This is a genomic window from Nocardiopsis sp. JB363 (genome assembly GCF_900143625.1).
Taxonomy (GTDB): Bacteria; Actinomycetota; Actinomycetes; order Streptosporangiales; family Streptosporangiaceae; genus Nocardiopsis.
The window spans coordinates 152,534-174,728 of record NZ_FRFF01000133.1 but is presented as its reverse complement, the minus strand read 5'-3'; the positions used below and the strand labels follow the sequence as shown (position 1 = coordinate 174,728).

General features: G+C 70.9%; 21 protein-coding genes. 14 read left to right on the top strand and 7 right to left on the bottom strand.

What is annotated here, in order from left to right:
- Nucleotides 1-78 precede the first annotated feature (78 nt).
- Nucleotides 79-1,317: an MFS transporter gene (locus tag BQ8420_RS20745; RefSeq protein ID WP_087100805.1), complete on the bottom strand. Its 1,239-nt coding sequence runs from the start codon at nucleotides 1,315-1,317 to the stop codon at nucleotides 79-81.
- Nucleotides 1,318-1,586: 269 nt separating this feature from the next.
- Between BQ8420_RS20745 and BQ8420_RS20740 the strand changes: the two genes are divergently transcribed.
- From BQ8420_RS20740 to BQ8420_RS20730, 3 genes are all read left to right on the top strand, one after another.
- Nucleotides 1,587-2,327 (top strand): thioesterase II family protein, encoded by a 741-nt coding sequence (locus BQ8420_RS20740; RefSeq protein WP_087100804.1) that lies wholly within the window; start codon nucleotides 1,587-1,589, stop codon nucleotides 2,325-2,327.
- A gap of 216 nt (nucleotides 2,328-2,543) precedes the next feature.
- The gene (locus BQ8420_RS20735; RefSeq protein ID WP_087100803.1) at nucleotides 2,544-2,951 is read left to right on the top strand and encodes a YciI family protein; all 408 of its coding nucleotides are present in this window, start codon (nucleotides 2,544-2,546) and stop codon (nucleotides 2,949-2,951) included.
- Between the two features lie 4 nt (nucleotides 2,952-2,955).
- A complete protein-coding gene (locus BQ8420_RS20730) occupies nucleotides 2,956-4,101 on the top strand; it encodes an RNA polymerase sigma factor (protein ID WP_087100802.1) in 1,146 nt (381 codons plus the stop codon).
- 150 nt (nucleotides 4,102-4,251) lie between these two features.
- Here the strand turns inward: BQ8420_RS20730 and BQ8420_RS20725 are convergent, their stop codons facing one another.
- Together BQ8420_RS20725 and BQ8420_RS20720 are read right to left on the bottom strand one after the other, a co-directional pair.
- A complete protein-coding gene (locus BQ8420_RS20725; protein ID WP_087100801.1) occupies nucleotides 4,252-6,090 on the bottom strand; it encodes a glycoside hydrolase family 13 protein in 1,839 nt (612 codons plus the stop codon).
- Nucleotides 6,091-6,272: 182 nt separating this feature from the next.
- The gene (locus BQ8420_RS20720; protein ID WP_235006391.1) at nucleotides 6,273-7,259 is read right to left on the bottom strand and encodes a glycoside hydrolase family 6 protein; all 987 of its coding nucleotides are present in this window, start codon (nucleotides 7,257-7,259) and stop codon (nucleotides 6,273-6,275) included.
- Between the two features lie 322 nt (nucleotides 7,260-7,581).
- Between BQ8420_RS20720 and BQ8420_RS20715 the strand changes: the two genes are divergently transcribed.
- Both BQ8420_RS20715 and BQ8420_RS20710 read left to right on the top strand, forming a co-directional pair.
- Nucleotides 7,582-9,213, top strand: a complete 1,632-nt coding sequence (locus BQ8420_RS20715; protein ID WP_200816022.1) for a transposase — start codon at nucleotides 7,582-7,584, stop codon at nucleotides 9,211-9,213.
- Nucleotides 9,214-9,357: 144 nt separating this feature from the next.
- Nucleotides 9,358-9,879, top strand: a complete 522-nt coding sequence (locus BQ8420_RS20710; protein ID WP_087100799.1) for a GNAT family N-acetyltransferase — start codon at nucleotides 9,358-9,360, stop codon at nucleotides 9,877-9,879.
- Between the two features lie 65 nt (nucleotides 9,880-9,944).
- On the opposite strand, the gene BQ8420_RS20705 is transcribed toward BQ8420_RS20710, so the two are convergent.
- Entirely contained in the window at nucleotides 9,945-11,156 is a 1,212-nt protein-coding gene (locus BQ8420_RS20705; RefSeq protein ID WP_087100798.1) for a DNA cytosine methyltransferase, read from the bottom strand.
- A gap of 55 nt (nucleotides 11,157-11,211) precedes the next feature.
- Between BQ8420_RS20705 and BQ8420_RS20700 the strand changes: the two genes are divergently transcribed.
- Nucleotides 11,212-11,637 carry a very short patch repair endonuclease gene (locus BQ8420_RS20700; protein ID WP_087100797.1) on the top strand — a complete coding sequence of 142 codons (426 nt, stop codon included), beginning with the start codon at nucleotides 11,212-11,214 and terminating at the stop codon, nucleotides 11,635-11,637.
- On the opposite strand, the gene BQ8420_RS20695 is transcribed toward BQ8420_RS20700, so the two are convergent.
- Together BQ8420_RS20695 and BQ8420_RS20690 are read right to left on the bottom strand one after the other, a co-directional pair.
- Nucleotides 11,634-12,512, bottom strand: a complete 879-nt coding sequence (locus BQ8420_RS20695; protein WP_235006390.1) for an aldo/keto reductase — start codon at nucleotides 12,510-12,512, stop codon at nucleotides 11,634-11,636. The genes BQ8420_RS20700 and BQ8420_RS20695 overlap by 4 nt on opposite strands.
- A 172-nt stretch (nucleotides 12,513-12,684) precedes the next feature.
- Complete coding sequence (locus tag BQ8420_RS20690) at nucleotides 12,685-13,488, bottom strand: IclR family transcriptional regulator C-terminal domain-containing protein (protein ID WP_087100795.1); 804 nt, start codon at nucleotides 13,486-13,488, stop codon at nucleotides 12,685-12,687.
- A gap of 181 nt (nucleotides 13,489-13,669) precedes the next feature.
- Between BQ8420_RS20690 and BQ8420_RS20685 the strand changes: the two genes are divergently transcribed.
- The 8 genes from BQ8420_RS20685 (at nucleotide 13,670) to BQ8420_RS20650 (ending at nucleotide 21,311) form a co-directional block, all read left to right on the top strand.
- A complete protein-coding gene (locus BQ8420_RS20685) occupies nucleotides 13,670-14,521 on the top strand; it encodes a CoA transferase subunit A (protein WP_087100794.1) in 852 nt (283 codons plus the stop codon).
- Nucleotides 14,518-15,279, top strand: coding sequence for a CoA-transferase subunit beta (locus BQ8420_RS20680; RefSeq protein ID WP_087100793.1), 762 nt, complete (start codon nucleotides 14,518-14,520; stop codon nucleotides 15,277-15,279). Before BQ8420_RS20685 ends, BQ8420_RS20680 begins: the two co-directional genes overlap by 4 nt.
- A gap of 61 nt (nucleotides 15,280-15,340) precedes the next feature.
- Nucleotides 15,341-16,516 (top strand): thiolase family protein, encoded by a 1,176-nt coding sequence (locus tag BQ8420_RS20675; protein ID WP_087100792.1) that lies wholly within the window; start codon nucleotides 15,341-15,343, stop codon nucleotides 16,514-16,516.
- 27 nt (nucleotides 16,517-16,543) lie between these two features.
- Nucleotides 16,544-17,293: a protocatechuate 3,4-dioxygenase subunit beta gene (gene pcaH, locus BQ8420_RS20670; protein WP_087100791.1), complete on the top strand. Its 750-nt coding sequence runs from the start codon at nucleotides 16,544-16,546 to the stop codon at nucleotides 17,291-17,293.
- Nucleotides 17,290-17,853 (top strand): protocatechuate 3,4-dioxygenase subunit alpha, encoded by a 564-nt coding sequence (gene pcaG, locus BQ8420_RS20665; protein ID WP_087100790.1) that lies wholly within the window; start codon nucleotides 17,290-17,292, stop codon nucleotides 17,851-17,853. The genes pcaH and pcaG overlap by 4 nt, the downstream gene beginning before the upstream one ends.
- A 19-nt stretch (nucleotides 17,854-17,872) precedes the next feature.
- The gene (gene pcaB, locus BQ8420_RS20660) at nucleotides 17,873-19,255 is read left to right on the top strand and encodes a 3-carboxy-cis,cis-muconate cycloisomerase (RefSeq protein WP_087100789.1); all 1,383 of its coding nucleotides are present in this window, start codon (nucleotides 17,873-17,875) and stop codon (nucleotides 19,253-19,255) included.
- A complete protein-coding gene (pcaD, locus tag BQ8420_RS20655) occupies nucleotides 19,252-20,385 on the top strand; it encodes a 3-oxoadipate enol-lactonase (protein ID WP_087100788.1) in 1,134 nt (377 codons plus the stop codon). The genes pcaB and pcaD overlap by 4 nt, the downstream gene beginning before the upstream one ends.
- A 53-nt stretch (nucleotides 20,386-20,438) precedes the next feature.
- Nucleotides 20,439-21,311, top strand: a complete 873-nt coding sequence (locus BQ8420_RS20650; protein WP_087100787.1) for an isocitrate lyase/phosphoenolpyruvate mutase family protein — start codon at nucleotides 20,439-20,441, stop codon at nucleotides 21,309-21,311.
- A gap of 24 nt (nucleotides 21,312-21,335) precedes the next feature.
- On the opposite strand, the gene BQ8420_RS20645 is transcribed toward BQ8420_RS20650, so the two are convergent.
- Complete coding sequence (locus tag BQ8420_RS20645) at nucleotides 21,336-22,172, bottom strand: SAM-dependent methyltransferase (RefSeq protein WP_087100786.1); 837 nt, start codon at nucleotides 22,170-22,172, stop codon at nucleotides 21,336-21,338.
- Between the last annotated feature and the right edge of the window lie 23 nt (nucleotides 22,173-22,195).

Genomic DNA, 22,195 nt, shown 5'->3' with positions numbered 1-22,195 from the left:
GGGGTTGTTGGGGACGGTCGGGGGTGTCCACGAGGTGCCTCCAAGGCGTGGTGATCGGTGTTCGACCACTCATGTCGCTCAGGGGGCGCGTGGAGTTCCCGCGCAGGGGCCGTTTCGGTGCCCGGGTTCGGGGTCGGCCAGACGGTCCACCCCCGGAACCAGGAGCGGCAGCAGGCTGGTGGCGATGCCCACCACGGCCGCCCCGTACAGGACCGGTCGGGCGCCCACGGTCTGGGCCAGGGCGCCGGCCACCGCGTACCCGACCGGTTCCAGTCCGAAGCTGCCGACCTGGTCGATGCCGATGACCACGCTCAGCCGTTCCTGGGGGATGGAGCGTTGCAGGGCGGTGTACCAGTACACGCCGAACACCATGAAGCCCGCGCCGGTGGCCACGTAACCGGTCAACAGGATCGGCGCCGGCGCCGTCAGAGCCAACCCGAGCAGGGTCAACGGGAAGAACAGCGTCCCTACCAAAGACACCAGTCCCGGACGGGTCGGGTTCCACCGGGTGGTCAGGACTCCGCCCACCAGTTGCCCGGCGGCCATGCACGACAGGGCGAGTCCGTAGACGGGCGCGGGGTAGGAGTCGGCGACCACGATCGGCAACAGGACGAACCCGGGGGCCAGGGTGGTCGGGGCCTGGATGGTGGCCACCGCGATGATGGCCAGTACCCAGGGGCGGCGCACCACCTCGCGCCAGCCCGCGCGCAGGCTCGCGCCCATGGTCTCGGTGGTCCGCTCGCCGGTGGGTGGGGTCTCTCGGATCAGTGCCAGCACACCCGCGCACACCACGAACAGGGCGGCGATGAGCCAGAACACGGTGCGCACGTCCACGGCCACGACCAGCACCCCGGCCAGAGCGGGGCCGGTGATACCGGCGGAGCGGCCCACGATGTTGCGCAGGGCGTTGGCCTCCCGTAGCCGCTCGGTGGGCACGATCAGCGGCATCATCGAACCGGCGGCGGGTTCGGCCACCGATCCCGACACCCCGCTCAGCGCCGCCAGGGCCAGCAGCCACCAGGCCGCGTCGGGGCCCAACGCGAAGGCGGCCATCACCACCGCCTGCACGGTGTCGTTGAAGACCAGGGCGGTGGATTTGCGCACCCGGGTGAGCAGGGCTCCGGTCAGCAGGGCGAACAGTGATCCGGCGGCCCCGCGCACCCCCAATACCAGGCCCAGCAGCAGGGGTCCGTGTTCGACCAGCACCAGACCCACCATCGCCACGGGGAGCATCTCGGCACCCAGGTCGCCGAGGCTGCGGCCTGCCAGCAGCAGGCGCAGACGCCGGTGCCGTAGCGCCCCCGGAACCCGCCCCACCGCACACCCCTCGCCTCGGATCCTCGACCGCGACCAGTGTGCCGGACCCGGAGCCGCCCGCACGAATGGTTTTCACACCTGCGGGTGGCGGGAAGGCGAGGTGGTACGGGCCGTTTCGGTCCGGTGTCGAGGTGAGGGTCGGGAGTGGTGTCGGTCGTGCGTGGGTTCGGTCACGGTGCGGAGGCGGATGGGTTCGCCCGGTGGTCCCGCACTGATTACCGACTGGTAGGTTCGCTTTGTTACCCGTAAGTAAGAAGGCGAGCAGACCCGTGCACGAGGGCGCCCTGACCCGGCTCAGACCCGTACCCCACAGCCGATTCCGGCTCTTCGTCCTGCACCACGCGGGCGGCTCGCACCTGGGATACCGCGGATGGGTCCGGCACTTCCCCCCGGACTGGGAGATCTGCCTGCTGGACGCCCCCGGAAGGGCGCGCAGGTCCGGCGAGGAACCCTTCCGCGAGGCCGGAGCACTGGCCGAGCACCTGTGCGACATCGTGCGCCCCGAGCTCGACCGCCCCTACGGATTGTTCGGACACAGCATGGGCGCCCTGGTCGCCTACGAGATGACCCGACGCCTGACCGAGACCCCGCCCGCTTGGTTGGGAGCCTCCGCCTGGAGTCCCGACCCCGGTCCCGAACGCGCCGAACCCCGGCATCTGGCCTCCGACGATCGCCTGCGCGAGGCCATCGCGGCGATGGGCGGCACCCCGCGCCACGCGCTGGAGGACCCCGAACTGTGGGCCTACGTCGAACCACTGGTCCGTGCCGACCTCCAGGTGGTCGACACCTGGCGCCCCGCCCCTCGGACCGAGCCGCTGAGGGTCGCGCTGTCGGTCTTCGGCGGCGCCGACGACCCCGGCATGACCCCCGAGCGCCTGGCCGGATGGGGCGAGCGGGTCCAAGGCGGCTTCGAACACCACACCCTGCCCGGCGGCCACTTTTACTTCACCGGCCGCACCGGCGAGCTGGTCGCGCGCATCACCAAGGACATCCAGGCCGTCCTGCCCTGACCCCGGACTTGTCCACAGGCCACCTCGCCGACGGTGGCGCGGGGGCCTTCGTTGTGGTGATCTGGACCTATCGAGGGGATCTCACACGCCGCCGGCCTCGTCGTGTCCGCACCCTCCCCGCGAAAAAACCTCGACACGGATGTCGAGAACCCGTGGCCCGCTCCGTCCCAGGTGTCAAAGCGACCATGATGGGTCGCGGAACCGAGGAGGATCACCATGGCCAAGTACCTGTTGCTCAAGCACTACCGGGGCGCCCCCGCAGCGGTCAACGACGTGCCCATGGATCAGTGGACCTCGCAGGAGATCTCCGCGCACGTGCGGTACATGCGGAACTTCGCCGACCGGCTGGAGGAGACCGGTGAGTTCGTCGACTCCCAGGCCCTGGCCCCCGAGGGCACGTTCGTGCGCTACGACGGAGAGGGCCGGCCGCCGGTCACCGATGGTCCCTTCGCCGAGACCAAGGACCTCATCGCCGGGTGGATGGTCATCGACGTCGACACTCGTGAACGCGCCCTGGAACTGACCGCGGAGCTGTCGGCGGCCCCCGGTGCCGGCGGGCAGCCCATCCACGAGTGGCTCGAATTGCGCCCGTTCCTGACCCAGCCGCCCACCATCGAGGACTGAGCCGATGGACGAGGCCCGGCTGCGCGGCCTCACCCCGAGCGTCCTGGCGATCCTGGTCCGCCGCGGAGCCGACTTCGCGGCGGCCGAGGACGCCGTTCAGGACGCCCTGCTCGAAGCCCTGCGCGTGTGGCCCACCGACCCGCCCAGGGACGCCAAGGGTTGGCTGCTCACCGTGGCCTGGCGCCGGTTCCTCGACGCGGCCCGCTCCGAGACCGCCCGACGTCGACGCGAGGAACTCCTCCAGGGAGAACCGGCGCCCGGGCGGGCGCCGGCGATGGACGACACGCTCCACCTGTACTTCCTATGCGCCCACCCGGCACTGAGCCCTTCGTCGGCGGTGGCGCTCACCCTGCGCGCCGTCGGCGGGCTGACCACCCGCCAGATCGCCCGCGCCTACCTGGTGCCCGAGGCGACCATGGCCCAGCGCATCAGCCGGGCCAAGCGCACCGTGGCCGGGGTACGCCTGGACCGTCCTGGCGACGCGGCCACCGTGCTGCGCGTCCTCTACCTGGTCTTCAACGAGGGCTACTCCGGCGAGCTCGACCTGGCCGCAGAGGCGATCCGGCTCACCCGCCGGCTCCACGTCGCCTTGGACCACCCGGAGTCGGCCGGTCTGCTCGCCCTCATGCTGTTGCACCACGCTCGGCGCTCCGCGCGGACCACACCCGAGGGGGCTCTGGTTCCGTTGGCCGAACAGGACCGTCGTCGTTGGGACACCGGGGCCATCGCCGAGGGGATCGCGATCTTGCGGGCGGCCCTGGCCCGCGACCGGTTGGGCGAGTACCAGGCCCAGGCCGCCATCGCCGCACTGCACGCCGACGCGCCCCGAGCCGAGGAGACCGACTGGGTGCAGATCGTGGAGTGGTACGACGAACTCGTCCGGCTGAACCGGAGCCCGGTGGTGCGCCTGAACCGAGCAGTGGCCGTCGGCGAGGCCGACGGGCCGGGCGCGGGCCTGGTCGCGCTCGCCGAACTGGAGGAGTCGCTGCCCCGGCACAGTGCGGTGGCGGCGCACCTGCACGAACGCGCCGGAGACCTGGACACCGCGGCCCGGTTGTACGCCGAGGCCGCCCGAAAGGCCACCAACCTGGCCGAACGTGAGCACCTGACGCGGCGGGCGGCACGTCTTCGTCACCGTCCGGGGAGCTGAGGTCCCAGGCGTGGGCATGACGAAGCGGAGGAGAGTCGAAGTCCCCCCGATATCGAGAAGACCACGCCCGCCCACCGCCCCGCCACCTCAGAGCGTGCGCCCTGTGGATAACCCGCGCCACCCGCGTACGCGGGTGGCGCGGCGAGGTGATCAGGCGGGGGTGGGCAGGGTGCCGGTGCCCACGGCCACCACGAACCCGGGCCCGTCGGCCTCCAGCGCCACCTCGCCCTCCAGCCGGGCCTTGGCCCCGCCGCCGCTCTCGACCACCTTCAGGTCCCGGGCGTCCAGGTCGCCCAGGGCGCAGGTGACCGCCTCGTGCGCCCCGTCCGTCAGGTGCACCAACACCACCTGCTCGCCCAGGGTGCGCAGGAACGTCATGTGGTGCTCACCGGTGTCCAACCAGCGCAGACCGCCCGATTGCAGCGCCGGCAGCTCCCGATGCAGCGCCAACAGTCGACGGTGGGCCGCCAGCACCTCGGTGTCCCAGTCCTGGGTCCGATGCCAGGGCATCGTGCGCCGCGAGTTCTCACCGTCGCGCCCCAGCAGCCCGATCTCGTCACCGGCGAACACGAACGGAACCCCCGGCAGGGTGGCCTGGGCGGCCACGCCCACCGCCTGGCGCACCGCGTCGCCCACCACCGTGCGAAAACGCGCCGAGTCGTGGGTGCTCAACGCGTTCACGCTGTGCGTGCGCACCCGCCAGGGCAGCCCCGCGTTGGCCGCCCGCAGCGCCCGCACCGTCTCGGCGGCCCCGCTGGAGGGCAGCGGAGCGGAGGTGTGCGTGGCCGCGTACCGCACCCCCTCGGGCCCGGTGTTCAACCACGCCCACACCGGGCGGGTGAACCCGGCGTAGTTCATCACCCCGTGCCAGCCGTCGTGGCGGGTGTCGGGGCCGGCGTCGTAGAAGTGCTCGGCCAGCAACCAGGCCTGCGGGGCGGTCTCGCGCATACGCGCGGCGATCTCGCCGGACACCTCGTGGTTGAGGTCCAGCGCGCCCAGGCGACCGGTCATGTTGGCCACGTCGATGCGCCACCCGTCCAGCGGGTCCTCGCCGACCAGGCGTGAGACCAGCACCGAGTCATCGGCTCCGTACACGCGCTCGCGCAGCTCGGAGTCGGTGTAGTCGAGCTTGGGCAGGGAGCGCACCCCCAGCCAGCTCACGTACTCCTCGGGATGGGAGGTGAAGTAGTAGAAACCGGCCTCGGGCGAGTCGGCGTCGGCCTTGGCGGCGCGGAACCACTCGTGTTCGTCGCCGGTGTGGTTGGTGGTCAGGTCGCCCATCACCCGCATACCGCGCGCGCGGGCCTCGCGCACCAGGGCGCTCAGTGCCGCGTCGCCGCCCAGCCAGGGGTCGACCTCGTCGAAGGAGGAGGCGTCGTAGCGGTGGGTGGACCCGGCCGGGAAGAAGGGGGTCAGGTACACCACTTCGGCGCCCAGGTCGGCCAGGTGGTCCAGGTGCCGGCGCACGCCTTCCAGGGTGCCGCCGTAGAACTCCCGGGACGCCAGGAGGCCGGATCCGGCGGGTTCGTGGTCCCAGTCCCGGGGCAGGGCCCACTCGGGGTGGTCGGCCGGGGAGTCGACGGAGTCGTCATCGCGGGCGAAGCGGTCGGGGAAGATCTGGTAAACGGTGGTCGCCGGCACCCAGGCGGGTGGGGCGGGGGAGTCCAGGAGCCGGAAGTCGCCGTCGTCGGTGACCTCGTGGTCGTGCGGACCCTCCTGGTTCAGCCAGGTGTAGCGGCGATCGCGCACGATGGCGAACCGGTAGGTGGTGACCACCTCCAGCCGGGGCAGATCCACCCCGTACCAGCTCACACCGTCGGCCTCGTGTTCCAGGCGGGCCTCGATCAGCACGGCCTCGCCGTCCTCCACCAGGCGTGCGTACACCCCGTCGGCGCCGCCGGGGACCCGGACCCGCACGTGGACGTGGCCCCCGTTCGGGGTCACGAAGTCGGGGGAGCCGTCGTGGTGAGGGTCGTGGCTGAACCGCATGTGGGGACACTCCGTCGAAACCGGTTGAAAGAACCCCCACATCATTGCAAGAAATTGTCGCCTATGCGAAAGAATTTTCGTTGGTGTCTTGCGGTCATGGGAAGCGGAGTCCGCCGGACCCCGAACTTCTCGGGTCCGGCGGACTCGCTCGTCACGACGGGAACCGGCCGCCGTGCGTTCGGTCAGCCGCCGGCGTTCTCGGCCAGCTCGTGGGCGATGTCGGGGATGAAGGAACCGGCCGGTCCCGCGCACCCGTCGGCCTCGCCGGGCAGCTTCACCCATACGAAGGCGTCCACGACCGCGCTGCCGGTGTCGGAGGTGGTCGCGGTGCCCAGGGCGCGGCCGGGCGGGTCGCACCACTCGCTGTCGTCGGCGGGTCCGTTGCCGTTGCGGCTGGTGTCCACGATCGCGGTCAGGTCCAGGCCGCTGGCGGCCACGATGGCCTCGGCGTAGGCGACCTCGTCGGCGGTGGTGCGGTAGTTGGAGGTGTTGGTGGCGATGCCGTGGGCGGTCTCGCCCGCGTCGACGCCGTGCAGCAGTTCGGCGACGTCCTCGGGTGCGTGCCAGTCCGAGTGGCCGATGTCGAGGTAGACGCGTGCCTGGTCGGAGGCCTGCCGCAGGGTGCCGCCGGCGTAGGCGATGGAGTCCATGACCTCGGCGGGCGGTTGGCCCTCGCAGGTGCCCATGAGCGAGAGCGCGTCGGGTTCGATCACGATGGTGGCGGGGCGACCGTCCAGGCCGGCGGCGAAGGAGTCGATCCAGGAGCGGTAGGACTCGTGGTCGGGGGCGCCGCCGTCGCTGTGGTTTCCGCAGTCACGGCCGGGGACGTTGTAGACGACCATGACCGGTACGGTGCCGTCGGCTTCGGCGGCCGAGGCCAGGGCGTCCACCTCGGCTTCGATGGTGGTGGGGTCGTAGTTCGCGAACCAGGTCGCCTGGGCGACGCCGGCGATGCGCTCCTCGATGAGCGCGGCCCTGGGGTCGTCGGGGTTGTCGGCCACCCATTGGGCCGCCGCGGTGTCGGGGTTGATGTAAAATTCGCTGTCCTGGGTCGCCTCGGGGGCTTCTTCGGCGTGGGAGACGGTCTGTGCGGGGGTGGCGCAGCCTGCGACGAGCAGGCCCAGCGTCATCGCGGTCATGGCCCCTAGGGCCGTGCGTGATGTCGTCATCTTCTCGTTTCACTCCTGGCGGGTCGGAGTTCGGGGGGTGGGAGCGCTCCCAATTTGGCACCCTAACGACCGACGCGCTCCGTGTGAAGGGGGGTTTCATCTGTTCGTGTGCGCGGTCACATGGGTGTGCGGGAACGTTCATGAGTGAACACCTCGAATCAGTTCGCCGACGAGAGGGTTCGGCACCGGGTCGGGACCGGTCCGCCCCCTTGCCTCGGGCAGAGGAATTTCTCGGTTCGTGCCACACCCGCCCTTGGAGGTGGCTAGCGTGGTGTTCGAGCAGGGGGATCGAACATGGCCAGGGGTAGGGGGTGGCAAGCCAGTGGTGGGCACCGACCAGCGAGGTCTACGACCGATCGCCGACCCCTACCCGGTTTCGGGGCCCACCGGTGTGGCCGTGCGCACCCGTCTCAAGCACCTGACCGCCCAGGACGAGAAGGTGTTGCGGTTGGTCGGCGCACACTTGGGCTCGTTGGCCGCTATCGATCTCAAGGCCCGTTGTGCCGATGACCTGGGCCACGACAGTGCGTCGTGGGCGGAGCGTAAACGGGCGCTGACCCCGGAGTCGTCTTCGCGGTGGGCGGGGTCGATCACCAAGGCCACCCACGACCAATGGGCACTGGCCCGGCGTAGCCAGGTGGCGCACCTGCGCTCTGTGGAAGCCGGGATCACCACGATCCGCCACCGGTTGTCGTTGCCGGTCGGGACCAAGGGCACCAAGAAGAAGCCCGGTGGTTACCGCAGCAGGCAGGAGTGGCACGCCAAGTCACGGCGCCTGGCCACCCTTCAAGACCGGCTGGCTGTGGTGCGGGACGACTTCGAGGCCGGTGTGGTGCGCGTGGTGCGTGGCGGTAAGCACTTGGCCCGCAAACGCCACCACCTTGCCGATGCTGGCTTGAGCGAGTCCTCATGGCGTGAGCGGTGGCAAGCGGCCCGCTGGTTCCTCCAAGCCAACGGGGAAACGGGGAAGCGGTTCGGTAACGAGACGATCCGCGTCACCCCGCAAGGTGAGGTGTCGATCAAACTCCCGGCCCCGCTGGCCGGGTGGGCGAATGCCCCGCACGGCCGGTACCTGCTCTCGGGCACGGCCGTTTTAGCCCACCGGGGCGGGGAGTGGGCCGAGCGGGTAGCGGCGAACCGGGCGGTGGCCTACCGGGTGCACCTGGATGTGGATCGTGGACGCTGGTACCTGACCGCCTCCTGGCAGATCGCGGCGCCATCGCAGGTCCCTCTTCGGGCCGCCCTGGCCCCAGGGGTGATCGGGGTGGATATGAACGCCGACCATCTGGCCGCCTGGCGTCTGGACACCCATGGCAACCCCATCGGGGACCCGCGCCGGTTCGACTACCGATTGTCCGGCACCGCTGCTCATCGTGACGCCCAGGTCCGCCACGCTTTGACCCGGTTGTTGCGCTGGGCGCACGGGTGCGGTGTGCGAGCGATCGCGGTGGAGGACCTGGACTTCACCGACGCCAAGAGTCGGGAGAAGCACGGCCGCAGGAAGCGGTTCCGGCAGCTCATCTCCGGGATGCCCACCGCCAGGCTGCGCGCCCGGCTGACCTCGATGGCCGATACCACCGGTATCACGGTCATCGCTGTGGATGCGGCCTACACCTCCAGGTGGGGCGCCCAGCACTGGCAGAGGCCGCTGACCGGCAGGAAACCAAGGACTTCCCGACACGCCGCCGCTGCGGTGGCGATCGGTAGGCGCGCTCTGGGGCACGCGATCCGGCGTCGGATGGCACCGCCCCCGCATCACCGGAGTGATGGTGCGGGGCATCGGACCGTTCAGGCCGGACCATGTGGCCCGGGGCGTGAGGGAGACCGCCCTCGCGCATGCGGACCACGGACACGATCCGATGGGGCCAGGCGCGGACAGAACGCGGTGGACCACAACGCCCAAGACCGTTCGGGGCGCTGGGCCGAGCATGTGCAACTGATGCTCCGTCTTTAGGAACGGTCACGTCAAGCTTCCGTCGTTGGATCCCCCGGTGGAGCAGGCCTTTTCGGTCAATGCCCAGGCCTCATGGAGTAAGGGATCGGGACTCATGCGGTAGCCCCCCTGTGCCGGTGCTTCGTAGGGCGCTAACGTTGTGGTATGAGCCTTGAGCTGCCAACCGACCGACTCCTGATCAGGGAGTGGGAGCTGGGCGATGCCGAGGCGGCCCTGCGGGTGTACGGGGCCGACGAGGTCGCGCACTGGCTGACGCCGGAATGGCAACCGGTGACCGATGACAGCGCCATGCGCTCGGTGCTCCACGCCTGGATCGAGGCGGGACCGAACCTGATCCCACCCGCCGGGCGCTGGGCGATCGTGCGCAAGGAGGACGGAGAACTGGTGGGAGGGCTGTCACTGAAACTGCTCCCGCCCTTTGAGGAGGACTTCGAACTGACCTGGGCCCTGCGTCCGGAGGTGTGGGGCCAGGGGTACGCCACCGAGGCCAGCCGGGCCATCATCGCCTGGGCCTTCGAGCAGGGCATCGAGGAGGTCTTCGCGGTCGCCCGGCCCAAGAACGAAAGAGCCATCGCCGTCGCTCGAAGACTCGACATGGAATGGGTCGGCGAGACCGAGAAGTACTACAACATGCGCCTTCAGGTGTTCCGCCTGCGGCCGGGATAGTCCCACCTTCACAGGCATGGGGTCCGCCGGAACGGCCGACGGGCCCTTCGCCGTGTCGGGCCGGTTCAGGGCGCCGTTCGTCGCGACGGGTCGGCGACCGCGCCCACCCCCACCAGGTACCGGTACACCTGGCCGGCCAGCGCCGAGGCCAGGCCCACCGGGACGGCGTTACCGATCTGGCGGGCGATCTGCAGCTTGCTCCCGCACCAACGGAAGTCCTCGTCGAAGCCCTGGATGTGCGCGGCCTCCATGTGCGTGATGGGTCGGTGCTCGCTGGGGTGCAGATAGCGCCCCTTCTCCGGTTTGAAGAACTCGGTGCGGATGGTGACCGAGGGGCGATCCGTGCGCAGCCGACCCATGACGTCCCCGGTCCCGCTCCGGTGCCGCAGCCAGGCCTGCGTGGACAGCTCCGGCGGCAGGTCGTTGCGGTTCCCACCGGGCGGGATCGCCTCGTAGCGCAGGCGGGACAAGGGCCGGGGGGTGCGCCCCAGATGCAGTTCGAAGGTCCGGTAGGCCCCGGGAAGTTCGACCCCCAACGGTGCGCAGCGACGCGCGGGCAACTCGGTCGTGGTGGTCGCGCGCGGGGTCTTGGCGAAGATCGACTGGACCGTCTCCCACGGCGACAGCGGGGCGCCGCCGGGCTTCAGGCGGGTGTGCGTGGGCCGGGGGTAGTCCAGGCCCAGCCCTTCCGGAGCGGCGGCGCGCACGTCGCGTCGGGTGGCCAGCACGATGGCCCGACGGCGGGCCTGGGGGACCCCGTAGTCGGCCGCGTTCAGCACCCGGGCCTCGGTCAGTTCGTATTCGCCCAGCAACCCACCGGGGTCCTCGGTCTCGGCGCGCAGCAGCGCGTACTCTCCCGAGTCCAGGAACCGGGCCACGTTCTCGATCACGAACACCTTGGGGCGCAGGGCCCGCACCACGCGCACGTACTCGCGCCAGAGCACGTTGCGGGCGTCGCCCTGGTCCTTGAGCAGGTTCTTCTTGTTGAGCGCCGAGAACCCCTGGCAGGGTGGGCCGCCCAGGATGACGTCCACGTCCTCTTGGACCACACCCGGATCCCAGGCCTCGATGTCGCCGGCGTGGATGCGTTCGGTGCCGGTGTGCTCGCCGAAGTTGGCCGCGTAGGTGGAGGCCGCCGCCAGGTCGTGCTCGACCGCGCCCACCGTACGGAAGGGGGAGGCGTCGTGTCCTGGTGCCCGGTAGGAGTGGAAGCCCGCGGTGAGCCCGCCACACCCCGAGAACAGGTCGACGATGGTGATCGAGTCGTCCGTGAGCATGAGGCTCAAGATAGAGGAGGGACCCCGCCTCGGCGAATCGCTAGGATCGGAGACGATGGACACGCGACGGCCGACACGGGCGGCGAACGAGGGCACCCGCAAGAGCATGCGGTCCAACAAGGGGCGTGACACCCGGCCCGAGTTGGCGATCCGCCGCAGAGTACACGCGGCCGGGCTGCGCTACCGCGTCTGCGCGCGACCCCTGCCGGGGCTTCGGCGCACGGCCGACCTGGTGTTCACCCGGCTCAAGGTGGCGGTGTTCGTCGACGGCTGTTTTTGGCACGGTTGTCCCCGGCACCACACCAAGGCCGCCACCAACGCCGGCTACTGGGCCGAGAAGGTGCGCGTCAACCGGGCACGCGACGCCGACACCAACGCCCGTTTGAGCGAGCAGGGGTGGCGGGTGGTGCGCGTGTGGGAGCACGAGGACCCCGACGCCGCGGCCGCGCGCGTGATCGCCGAGGTCCGTGCTTTGCGCTAGGACAGGAAGCGGCTGATCCGCTCGACCTCGTCCTCGGAGAGTCGTACCGAGGCCGCCGCCGTGTTCTCCTCCAGGTGCGCCACCTTCGAGGTGCCCGGGATCGGCAGCATGACGGGGGAGCGGTGCAGCAGCCAGGACAGTGCCAGCTGCACCGGGCTGACGTCGTGTTCGGCGGCGATCGCGGCGAGCGGGGAGTCGGGTGAGGCCATCTCTCCGCTCCCGACCGGCGCCCAGGGCAGGAACGCGATGCCGTCCTTCTCGCACTGTTCCAGCACGTCCTCGGACTGGCGGAAGGAGGGGGCGTACTGGTTCTGCACCGAGACGATCGGGGTGATGGCGCGGGCCGCCGAGAGCTCGTCCACGCTCACCTCGCTCAGCCCGATGTGGCGGATCTTGCCCTCTTCTCGCAGCTCCACCAAGGCGCCGAGCTGGTCGGCCAGCGCCACCTCGGGGTCGATCCGGTGCAGCTGCAACAGGTCGATGCGCTCCAGGCCCAGGTTGCGCAGGCTCAGCTCCACCTGCTGCTTGAGGTAGGCGGGGCGGCCCAGCTTGTGCCACTGGGAGGGGCCGGTGCGGGCGAACCCGGCCTTGGTGCCGATGACCAGGTCATCGGGGTAGGGGTACAGGGCGTCCTTGATGAGCTGCTCGCCGAGCTGGGGCCCGTAGGAGTCGGCGGTGTCGATGAAGTCGATGCCCAGTTCGACGACGCGGCGCAGCACGGACAGGGCTTCGTCACGGTCGCGGGGCGGACCCCACACGCCTTCTCCGACGAGGCGCATCGCCCCGAACCCCAGGCGATGGACGTGCAGGTCATCGCCGAACGAGAGCGTGCCCGCCTGCTGTGCGATGGGGAGTGCGGTGTGTGCGTCGGTCACGGTGTCCCTTTCGAAGCGGCGCCAGGGCCGGATGCGTGCCATGGTGTCAGTTCGCCGGCGGCGTGGCTCGTCTTCGCGTGCTCGTGTCGCCGCCGGGTCGGGGCAGGGTCCCAGGCCCGGCCCGGGCCCCGCAAGGCCCGAGCGCCGCGCGCGTGTGGGTGATCTGCGGGTCTCAGCGGCTGGTGTCGCGGCGGGCCACGGCGGCCAGGTCGGCCTCGATGCGGGCGGTGGTCGCCAACAGCGCGGGCAGCAGGTCGCGGCGCACGTCGTCGATGGAGGATCGGTTGGCGTGGGCGGAGACGTTGGCGGCGGCGATGACCTTGCCGTCGGTGTCGCGGATGGGCGCGGCCAGGGAGCGCAGCCCTTCCTCCAGTTCCTGGTCGACGATGGCGTAGCCCTGTTCGCGCACCTTGAGGATCTCCGAGCGCAGCCCCGCGGTGTGGGTGATGGTGAAGCGGGTCAGGGGCTGGAGTTCGACCCGGTCCAGGTAGCCGGTGAGCGCGCCCTCGTCGAATCCGGCCAGCAGGACCCGGCCCATGGAGGTGGCCGCGGCGGGGAAGCGGGTGCCCACGGTGATGGCCACGGCCATGATCCGGGTGGTGGCCACGCGGGCCACGTAGAGTACGTCGTCGCCCTCCATCACCGAGACGGACGCGGACTCGCGCACGCTCCGGGAGAGGTCCTCCAGGTGGGGTCGGGCGACGTCGGGCAGCCCGGCGGAGGCCACGTAGGCGTAGCCCAGCTCCAGTACGCGCGGGGTCAGGCAGAACATGCGCCCGTCGGTGCGCACGTAGCCCAGGTCCACCAGGGTGAGGAGGAAGCGTCGGGCGGCCGCGCGGGTGAGGTCGGTGGCGCGGGCGACCTCGCTGAGGGTCATGGAGGGTCGTTCGGCTGAGAAGGCGCGAATGACCGTCAGTCCTCGTTCCAGGGACTGGACGAAGTGGGCTCCGCGTTCTGGCGCGTCTTCGGTGGTCATGGAGCCTTTCCGAGTCGGGGGGTGGGGTGCTTTTCGCCGTGGGCGCTGCTCTGCCCACGGGCGATGTTCTCATACCGAACACCTGGTGTGTCTCTTGACCCGTTCTGTGAGCGGCGCTACTGTCATACCCAAGATGTTCGCACTGTGAACATTCATTCGCTATACGAACGGGAGGGTCGCTATGGCCGTGCCCCTGAACGAGGCGGTCGGGCAGCTCGTCCACGACGGCGACACCGTCGCGCTGGAAGGCTTCACCCACCTCATCCCCGTGGCCGCCGGGCACGAGATCATCCGGCAGGGTCTGCGCGACCTCACCCTGGTGCGGATGACGCCCGACATCGTCTACGACCAGCTCATCGGTGCCGGTTGCGCGCGCAAGCTCGTCTTCTCCTGGGGCGGCAACCCCGGGGTCGGCTCGCTCCATCGCTTCCGTGACGCCGTCACCCGCTCCTGGCCGGTCCCGTTGGAGATCGAGGAGCACAGCCACGCCGGGATGGCCAACCGCTACGTCGCGGGCGCCTCAGGTCTCCCCTTCGCCGTGCTGCGCGGCTACAGCGGCACCGACCTGGTCGGCAACAACCCCCACATCAAGACGATCACCTGCCCCTTCACCGGGCAGGAACTGGCCGCGGTCCCCGCGCTCAACCCCGACGTCACCATCATCCACGCCCAGCGCGCGGACACCGCCGGGAACGTGCAGCTGTGGGGCATCACCGGGATCCAGAAGGAGGCCGCCATGGCCGCCGACCGGGTCCTGGTCACCGTCGAAGAGGTCGTCGAGGAACTCGAACCCGTGCCCGGCCAGGTCGTCCTGCCGGCCCGGGTCGTCGACGCGGTCAGCGTGGTCCCCGGTGGCGCGGCCCCCTCCTACGCCCACGGTTACTACGAGCGCGACAACTCCGCCTACAAGGACTGGGACGCGGTGGGACGCGACCGTGAGGCCTTCGGCGCCTGGCTGGCCGAACTCACCGGATCCACCGGCCCCGACACCTCCTCCACCTCCGACCCCGAACCCGTGGGAAAAGGCGCATGACCACTCTGACCTGGACCTCCGACGAGATCATGACCGTCACCGCCGCGCGTTCGCTGCGCGATGGCATGTCCTGTTTCGTCGGCATCGGCCTGCCCAGCACCGCGGCCAACGTGGCGAGCCGGACCCACGCCCCCGACCTGTGGATGATCTACGAGTCGGGCACCCTGGGCGCATCCCCCGACCGCCTGCCGCTGTCCATCGGTGACGGAATCCTCGCCGAGACCGCCGACACGGTCGTGTCGGTGCCCGAGGTGTTCAACTACTGGCTCCAGGCCGGGCGGATCGACGTCGGTTTCCTCGGCGCCGCCCAGATCGACCGGTACGGCAACATCAACACCACCGTCATCGGCGACTACGACGATCCCAAGGTGCGCCTGCCGGGAGCCGGCGGTGCCCCCGAGATCGCCGCCTCCTGCCGCGAGGTCATCGTGATCATGCGGCACAGCCGGCGGGCCTTCGTCGACAAGGTCGACTTCATCACCTCGGTCGGGCACGGGGCGGGCCCCGGCGATCGGGAACGGTTGGGGCTCACCGGTGCCGGACCGGTGCGGATCATCACCGACCTGGGCGTGCTCGAACCCGACCCGATCACCCGCGAGCTCACCCTGGTGGGCGTGCACCCGGGGGTGGAGGTCGCCGACGTGCGCGCGGCCACCGGTTGGGACCTGCGGGTCGCCGAGGATCCGCGGCGCACCCCCGAGCCCTCCGGTGCCGAGCTTTCCGTCCTGCGCTCCCTGACCGGCACGGCCCGCACCTGACCCGATACCGTTTGCCTAACACTGTTAGGTAAGCGTACGCCACACATCCCAGGAGACACCGGTGACCGACGTCCACGTTCTCGACGCCGTCCGTACGCCCTTCGGCCGGTACGGCGGCGCCCTGTCGGGCACCCGCCCCGACGACCTCGCCGCCCACGTGGTCCGCGCCCTGGTCGAGCGCGCGCCCGACCTGGACCCCGCCGCCCTCGACGAGGTCCTGCTCGGCAACGCCAACGGGGCGGGCGAGGAGAACCGCAACGTCGCCCGCATGGCCGCCCTCCTGGCGGGACTGCCCACCTCCGTGCCCGGGGCCACCGTCAACCGATTGTGCGGCTCCGGAATGGAGGCGGCCATCCAGGGCGCTCGCGCCGTCCAGACCGGTGACGCCTCCCTGGTCCTGGCCGGGGGAGCGGAGTCCATGAGCCGGGCCCCCTGGGTGATGCCCAAACCCGCCAAGGCCTTCCCCGCCACCGACACCACCCTGCACTCCACCACCCTGGGCTGGCGCATGGTCAATCCGCGCATGCCCAAGGAGTGGACGCTGTCCCTGGGCGTGAGCACCGAGGGGCTCGCCGAGCAATACGGCGTCGACCGCGCCGACCAGGACGCCTTCGCCCTGGCCAGCCACACCAAGGCCGCCGACGCCTGGGCCAGGGGAGTCTTCGACGACGAGATCGTCCAGGTCGAGGGCGCCCACCTGGAGCGTGACGAGAGCATCAGAGAGACCTCCCTCGACAAGCTCGCCTCCCTCAAGCCCGCCTTCCGCGAGGAGGGCACCATCACCGCGGGCAACGCCTCGCCCCTCAACGACGGCGCGGCCGCCCTGCTGTTGGGCGACGACGCCGCGGTCCGGGCCACCGGGCACGAGCCCCTGGCCCGACTGGTCAGCCGGGGCGTGGCGGGGGTCGACCCCGACGTATTCGGCATCGGCCCCGTGCGCGCCGCCGAGATCGCCCTGGAACGCGCGGGTATCACCTGGGCCGATCTGTCGGCGGTGGAACTCAACGAGGCCTTCGCCGCCCAGTCGTTGGCCTGTGTCCGCAGTTGGAAGGGGCTGGACCCCGACATCGTCAACCCCAATGGCGGCGCCATCGCCATCGGTCACCCCCTCGGTGCCTCGGGGGCGCGCGTCATCGGCTCACTGGCCCACCAACTGCGCCGTCGCGGCGGTGGTTGGGGGTTGGCCGCCCTGTGCATCGGGGTCGGCCAGGGGTTGGCCGTCGTCCTGCACGCCTGAACGGGCACGCCTGAAAGGAGCAGCACCATGTCCGACACCTCCCACGAGGGTCTGCACGTGCCCGGTTACGTGCGCGACCACGACACCCACCCCCCGCTGGACTACCCGCTCTACAAGAGCACCTCCCTGCGCCACCCCCAGCGCCCGCTCACCCTGCTCCCGCACATGCTCACCGAGATCACCTCACCCGTTCTGGGTGAGGACCGCGTCGTCGGTGACGACCACGACCTGACCCGCCAACACGACGGCGAAGCCCAGGGCCAGCGCATCATCGTGCACGGGCAGGTCCGTGACAGCGATGGCCGCCCCGTCCCGCACACCCTCGTGGAGATCTGGCAGGCCAACGCCGGCGGACGCTACCGGCACGCCGCCGACAACTGGCCCGCGCCCCTGGATCCCCACTTCACCGGCGTCGGCCGTGTCATCACCGACGACCAGGGTCGCTACCGGTTCGTCACCATCCGCCCGGGCGCCTACCCCTGGAAGAACCACCAGAACGCCTGGCGTCCCGCCCACATCCACTTCTCGCTGTTCGGCCGCGCCTTCACCCAGCGCCTGGTCACGCAGATGTACTTCCCCGACGACCCGCTCTTCTTCCAGGACCCCATGTGGCAGTCGGTCCCGGACGAGAAGGCCAGCGAGCGCATGCTCGCCCGTTTCGACTACGACACCACCGAACCCGAGTGGGCCCTGTCCTACCGGTGGGACATCGTGTTGCGCGGACGCGAACAGACCCCGTTCGAGTCCGAGGAAGAGGTCCTGGAGGACGACGAGTGAGCACCCACCCCACCACCCCGTCTCAGACCGTGGGCCCCTACCTGCACATCGGGCTGCCCTGGCCCGACGGCCCCTTCGCGGTGGCCCGGGACACCCCGGGCGCCGTGTGGTTGCGCGGCACCGTCCACGACGGCGCGGGCGCGCCGGTCACCGACGCCCTGATCGAGACCTGGCAGGCCGACCCCGAGGGTCGCTTCGACCACCCCGACGACCCGCGCGGGGCCAAGAACCTGCCCGGTTTCCGCGGGTTCGGCCGTTGCCCCACCGATGACACCGGCTCCTACGCCATCCTCACCCTCAAACCCGGACCCGTCCCCGGGCCCACCGGCGACCAGGCCCCGCACGTGGACGTGTCGGTCTTCGCGCGCGGCATGCTGCACCGCGTGGTCACCCGCCTGTACTTTCCGGAGGAGGAGAGCGCCAACGCCCAGGACCCGGTGCTGAACGCCATCGAGGACCCGCGGGCGCGCGCAACCCTCATCGCCCACCGCGAGGACGACGGTTACCGTTTGGACATCCACCTGCAGGGCGAGGACGAGACCGTCTTCTTCGACATCTGAGCACAGCGAGGAAACCTTCATGACCGGCCTGTTCGACGGGGTTCTCGATCGGGGTCCCGTGGGTCCGCTCACCGACGACACCGCGTGGTTGCGGTCCCTGCTCGACGCCGAGGCCGCCCTGGCGCAGGCGTTGGCCGAGGTCGGGCTGATCACCGTCGAACAGGCGGGCGCCATCGCCACCGCCTGCGCCGCCGAGCACTACGACCCGGTGGCCCTGGGCGCGGCGGCCGCCGGTGGGGGCAACCCCGTCATCCCCCTGGTCAAGGAGCTGACCGCGCGGGTCGGCGAGGACGACCCCGAAGCCGCCCGACACGTGCACCGCGGCGCCACCAGCCAGGACATCATGGACACCGCCGCCATGCTGGTGGTGCGCCGGGCCGGTCGCGCGTTGCACACCGACCTGACCCTGCTGAGCGCCGATCTCGCCGACCTGGCCCACCGGCACCGCACCACGCCCATGCCCGGGCGCACCCTCCTCCAGCAGGCCCTGCCCACCACCTTCGGGGCCGTCGCGGCCGGTTGGGCCCAGGGACTGACCGGCGCCGCCCGGCGGCTCGACGAGGTCCTCACCCACCACCTGGCCGCCCAATTCGGGGGTGCGGTGGGCACCCTGGCCTCCCTGGACCCGCACGGACCCGACGTGGTCGCCGCCTACGCCGCCCGCCTGGGGCTTCCCGAACCGCTGTTGCCCTGGCACACCGAACGTGGGCGCGTCGCCGAGATCGCCTCCGCCCTGGGACGGGTATGCGGATCGGCGGGCAACGTCGCCCAAGACGTGGTCCTGCTCGCTCAGACCGAGGTCGGGGAGGTCACCGAGGAGGGTGGCGCCGGAGTCGGTGGTTCCTCGACCATGCCGCACAAACGCAATCCGGTCGCGGCGGTCTCCGTCCTGGCCAACGCCCGCCAGGCCCCAGGACTGGTCGCCACCCTTTTGAGCGCGCAGATCCAGGAACATCAGCGCGCGGCCGGTTCCTGGCACGCCGAGTGGCTGCCCCTGACCGACCTGCTGCGCCGGGCCGGTTCGGCCGTGTCCTGGCTGCGCACCGGTGTCGAACGGCTGCGCGTGCACCCCGAACGCATGCGCGCCAACCTCGAACTCACCGGTGGCCTGGCCCTGAGCGAACGCCTGACCACCGACCTGATCCCCGAACTGGGGCGCATGGAGGCCCACCGTCGGGTCACCGAGGCCTGCCGTGTGTCCGTGACCGAGGACCGCGACCTCGTCGACACGGTCACCGCACACCTCGAAGGGCTGCGCACATCCGAGCAGGTCCGTGCCCTGCTCGACCCGGCCGCCTACCTCGGCGCCGCACCCGTGTTCACCGACCGGGTCACGGGTAGGACCGGCCCGGATGGGACCGGCCGGCCAGGTCGTACCGACAGCGAAGAAGGAAACCCATGAGCGTTGAACTCCACCACACCGTGAGCGGCCCGGCGGACGCCCCGCCCCTGGTCCTGGGGGGTTCCCTCGGCACCACCCTGGACATGTGGGGCCCACAGGTCCAGGCCCTGTCCGCGCACTTCCGGGTGATCCGGATCGACCACCGCGGGCACGGGGGCTCTCCCGCGCCCGAGGGCCCCTACGGCATGGCCGACCTGGGCGGGGACGTCCTGGCCCTGCTGGATCGGCTCGGCATCGAGCGTGCCCACTACGTGGGCCTGTCCATCGGCGGGATGGTCGGCCAGTGGTTGGCGATCAACGCCCCCGAGCGGATCGACCGCCTGGTCCTCCTGGCCACCTCCCCCTACATGGGGCCGGCGCGGAACTGGAGCGACCGTGCGGCCCTGGCCCGGGAGAGGGGCACCGCCGCCCTGGCCGACACCGTGGTGGAACGCTGGTTCACCCCCGGCTTCATCGAGGAACACCCGAGCCAGGTTCATGCGCTGCGCGACCAGATCGTGGCCACCCCCGACCAGGGGTACGCGGGCTGCTGCGAGGCCATCGGAGGCCATGACACCCGAGAGGAACTGCACCGCGTCGCGGCCCCCACCCTGGTGGTCTCCGGCGCGCAGGACCCCTCCACCCCGCCCGAGGAACACGGCGCGCTGCTGGCCGAAGGCATCCCCGGGGCCCGCTCCGTGGTGCTGGAGGGCGCCGCGCACCTGCTGTCCTGGGAGCGCGCCGACCGCGTCAACACCCTCATCACCGAACACCTGACCGCCGCCGACCGGCACGCCGCCGGTATGCGGGTGCGCCGCGATGTGCTCGGCGACGCCCACGTGGACCGGGCCGAGGCGCGCAAGACCGAGTTCACCGAACCCTTCCAGGACCTCATCACCCGTTACGCCTGGGGTGAGATCTGGACCCGCCCGGGGTTGGACCGACGCACCCGCAGCTGCATGGTGTTGACCGCCTTGGTCGCCAAGGGGCACTGGGGCGAACTGGCCATGCACGTGCGCGCCGCGCTGCGCAACGGGCTGAGCCCGGACGAGATCGGCGAGGTGTTCCTGCAGGCCGCCATCTACTGCGGGGTGCCCGCCGCCAACAAGGCCTTCGCCATCGCCCAGGAGGTCTTCGCCGAACAGGACTGATCCCCCTTGAGGAAAGGGTGTGCGCGAGCTGTTCCGGGACGGTACAAGGGACCATGGACAACACCGATGAGGCCCTGCGCGAGCGGGGCGAGCGTTTCCACGCACTCCACCAGGGCCCGGACGTATTCGTACTGGCCAACGCCTGGGACGCCGGTTCGGCCCGCCTGTTGGAGACCGCCGGGTTCACCGCCCTGGGTACCACCAGCGCCGGGCTGGCGCACGCGCTGGGCCGGCGTGACGGCGATGGCGGGGTGGGGCTGGGCCAGACCCTGGGCAACGGGGCGGCGATCGCGGCCGCCACGACCCTGCCGGTCTCGGCGGACCTGGAGGGCGGGTTCGGTGACACCCCGGCCGAGGTCGCCCGTACCATCACCCGGGCGGGCGGTACCGGGGTGGTCGGCGGTTCGGTGGAGGACACCACCGGGGACGCCTCCGCACCGATCCGGCCCTTGGATCAGGCGGTGGAGCGCGTCGAGGCCGCGGTGGAGGCGGCCCGTGCGCTGCCGTTCCGTTTCACGTTGACCGCCCGGGCGGAGAACTTCCTGCACGGGCGCCCCGACCTGGAGGACACCATCGCCCGTCTGCGGGCCTTCGAACGCGCCGGCGCCGACGTGGTCTTCGCCCCGGGTCTGCTCGACGCCGAGGCGATCGGTGCGGTGTGCGCGGCGGTGGAAGTGCCGGTGAACGTCCTGGCCGCCGGTGCGGCAGCACGGATGACGGTGGCCGAACTGGGCGCGTTGGGCGCCCGCCGGGTCAGCCTGGGGTCGGGTCTGTCGCGGACCGCTCTCACCCACGCCCTGCGAGCGGCCCGCGAGATCGCCGAACACGGTCGGTTGGACCGGTTGACGCAGGCCCTGCCGATGGAGGAGGTGCACCGGTGGTTGGGCTCGGAGGATCCCACTCCACCGGCGCCGCCGATGCCTTGAGGGCGCCGCGTCGGGGTGCGCCGGTCAGGGCTTGAAGGCGACCCCGGCGAGCTCCCAGCGTTTGACGCCGGGGTCGGTGGGGCGGGTGATGGGGTCGCGGTCGGGGTTGCGCCAGGTGGAGCAGTCCACCTTGCGGGGCTCCTGCTCGCGACCGTCGGTCCAGGCACTGGCCACCTCCAACCCCTCGAAGACGGCGGAGGCCTCCTGTGGGCTGCGCACCCGGCCCCACGGGGTACCGAAGGAGAGGATCTTGTCGGTCATCCAGGCGGCGGCCTCGGGGTCGTCGGAGACGATGTGGGAGAAGATGATCGCCGACCCGGGGGCGAGCCGCTCCACCAGGTCCCGCACCATCCCGAAGGGGTCGCTGTCGTCGGGCAGGCAGTGCAGCAGGGACACCATCATGACGCAGACCGGTTGGTCCGGGTCGATGAGTTTGACGGCCTCCGGTGAGCGCAGGATGCGTTCGGTGTCGCGGATGTCGGACAGCAGGAACGCGGTGGTGTCGGTGTCGCCGAGCAGGGCCCGGCCGTGGGCGAGCACGATCGGGTCGTGGTCGATGTACAGGACCCGGGCCCGGGGGTTGGCGCGCTGGGCGACCTGGTGGGTGTTGTCGGTGGTGGGCAGACCGGCGCCCAGGTCGAGGAACTGGTCGATGCCTCGGGCGCTGACGTGTTCCACGGCCCGGCCGAGGAAGGCCCGGTTGTCGTTGGCGAAGGAGACGAGTTCGGGGATGCCCGCGGCCAGTTCTTCGCATGCCTTGCGGTCGGAGGCGAAGTTGTCCTTTCCGCCCAGCAGGTAGTCGTACATTCGTGCGATGCTGGGGGTGTCCATGTCGATGTGCGGAGGGAAGCGATCGGCCATAGGAGAATACCAATCAGGGCTAG

Excerpts from the sequence above, each read along its gene's own strand:
- BQ8420_RS20735 (WP_087100803.1), top strand. The coding sequence starts at position 2,544 with ATGGCCAAGTACCTGTTGCTCAAGCACTACCGGGGCGCCCCCGCAGCG.
- BQ8420_RS20730 (WP_087100802.1), top strand. The coding sequence starts at position 2,956 with ATGGACGAGGCCCGGCTGCGCGGCCTCACCCCGAGCGTCCTGGCGATC.
- BQ8420_RS20725 (WP_087100801.1), bottom strand. The coding sequence starts at position 6,090 with ATGCGGTTCAGCCACGACCCTCACCACGACGGCTCCCCCGACTTCGTG.
- BQ8420_RS20720 (WP_235006391.1), bottom strand. The coding sequence starts at position 7,259 with ATGACGACATCACGCACGGCCCTAGGGGCCATGACCGCGATGACGCTG.
- BQ8420_RS20710 (WP_087100799.1), top strand. The coding sequence starts at position 9,358 with ATGAGCCTTGAGCTGCCAACCGACCGACTCCTGATCAGGGAGTGGGAG.
- BQ8420_RS20705 (WP_087100798.1), bottom strand. The coding sequence starts at position 11,156 with ATGCTCACGGACGACTCGATCACCATCGTCGACCTGTTCTCGGGGTGT.
- BQ8420_RS20700 (WP_087100797.1), top strand. The coding sequence starts at position 11,212 with ATGGACACGCGACGGCCGACACGGGCGGCGAACGAGGGCACCCGCAAG.
- BQ8420_RS20690 (WP_087100795.1), bottom strand. The coding sequence starts at position 13,488 with ATGACCACCGAAGACGCGCCAGAACGCGGAGCCCACTTCGTCCAGTCC.
- BQ8420_RS20685 (WP_087100794.1), top strand. The coding sequence starts at position 13,670 with ATGGCCGTGCCCCTGAACGAGGCGGTCGGGCAGCTCGTCCACGACGGC.
- BQ8420_RS20680 (WP_087100793.1), top strand. The coding sequence starts at position 14,518 with ATGACCACTCTGACCTGGACCTCCGACGAGATCATGACCGTCACCGCC.
- pcaH (WP_087100791.1), top strand. The coding sequence starts at position 16,544 with ATGTCCGACACCTCCCACGAGGGTCTGCACGTGCCCGGTTACGTGCGC.
- pcaB (WP_087100789.1), top strand. The coding sequence starts at position 17,873 with ATGACCGGCCTGTTCGACGGGGTTCTCGATCGGGGTCCCGTGGGTCCG.
- pcaD (WP_087100788.1), top strand. The coding sequence starts at position 19,252 with ATGAGCGTTGAACTCCACCACACCGTGAGCGGCCCGGCGGACGCCCCG.
- BQ8420_RS20650 (WP_087100787.1), top strand. The coding sequence starts at position 20,439 with ATGGACAACACCGATGAGGCCCTGCGCGAGCGGGGCGAGCGTTTCCAC.
- BQ8420_RS20645 (WP_087100786.1), bottom strand. The coding sequence starts at position 22,172 with ATGGCCGATCGCTTCCCTCCGCACATCGACATGGACACCCCCAGCATC.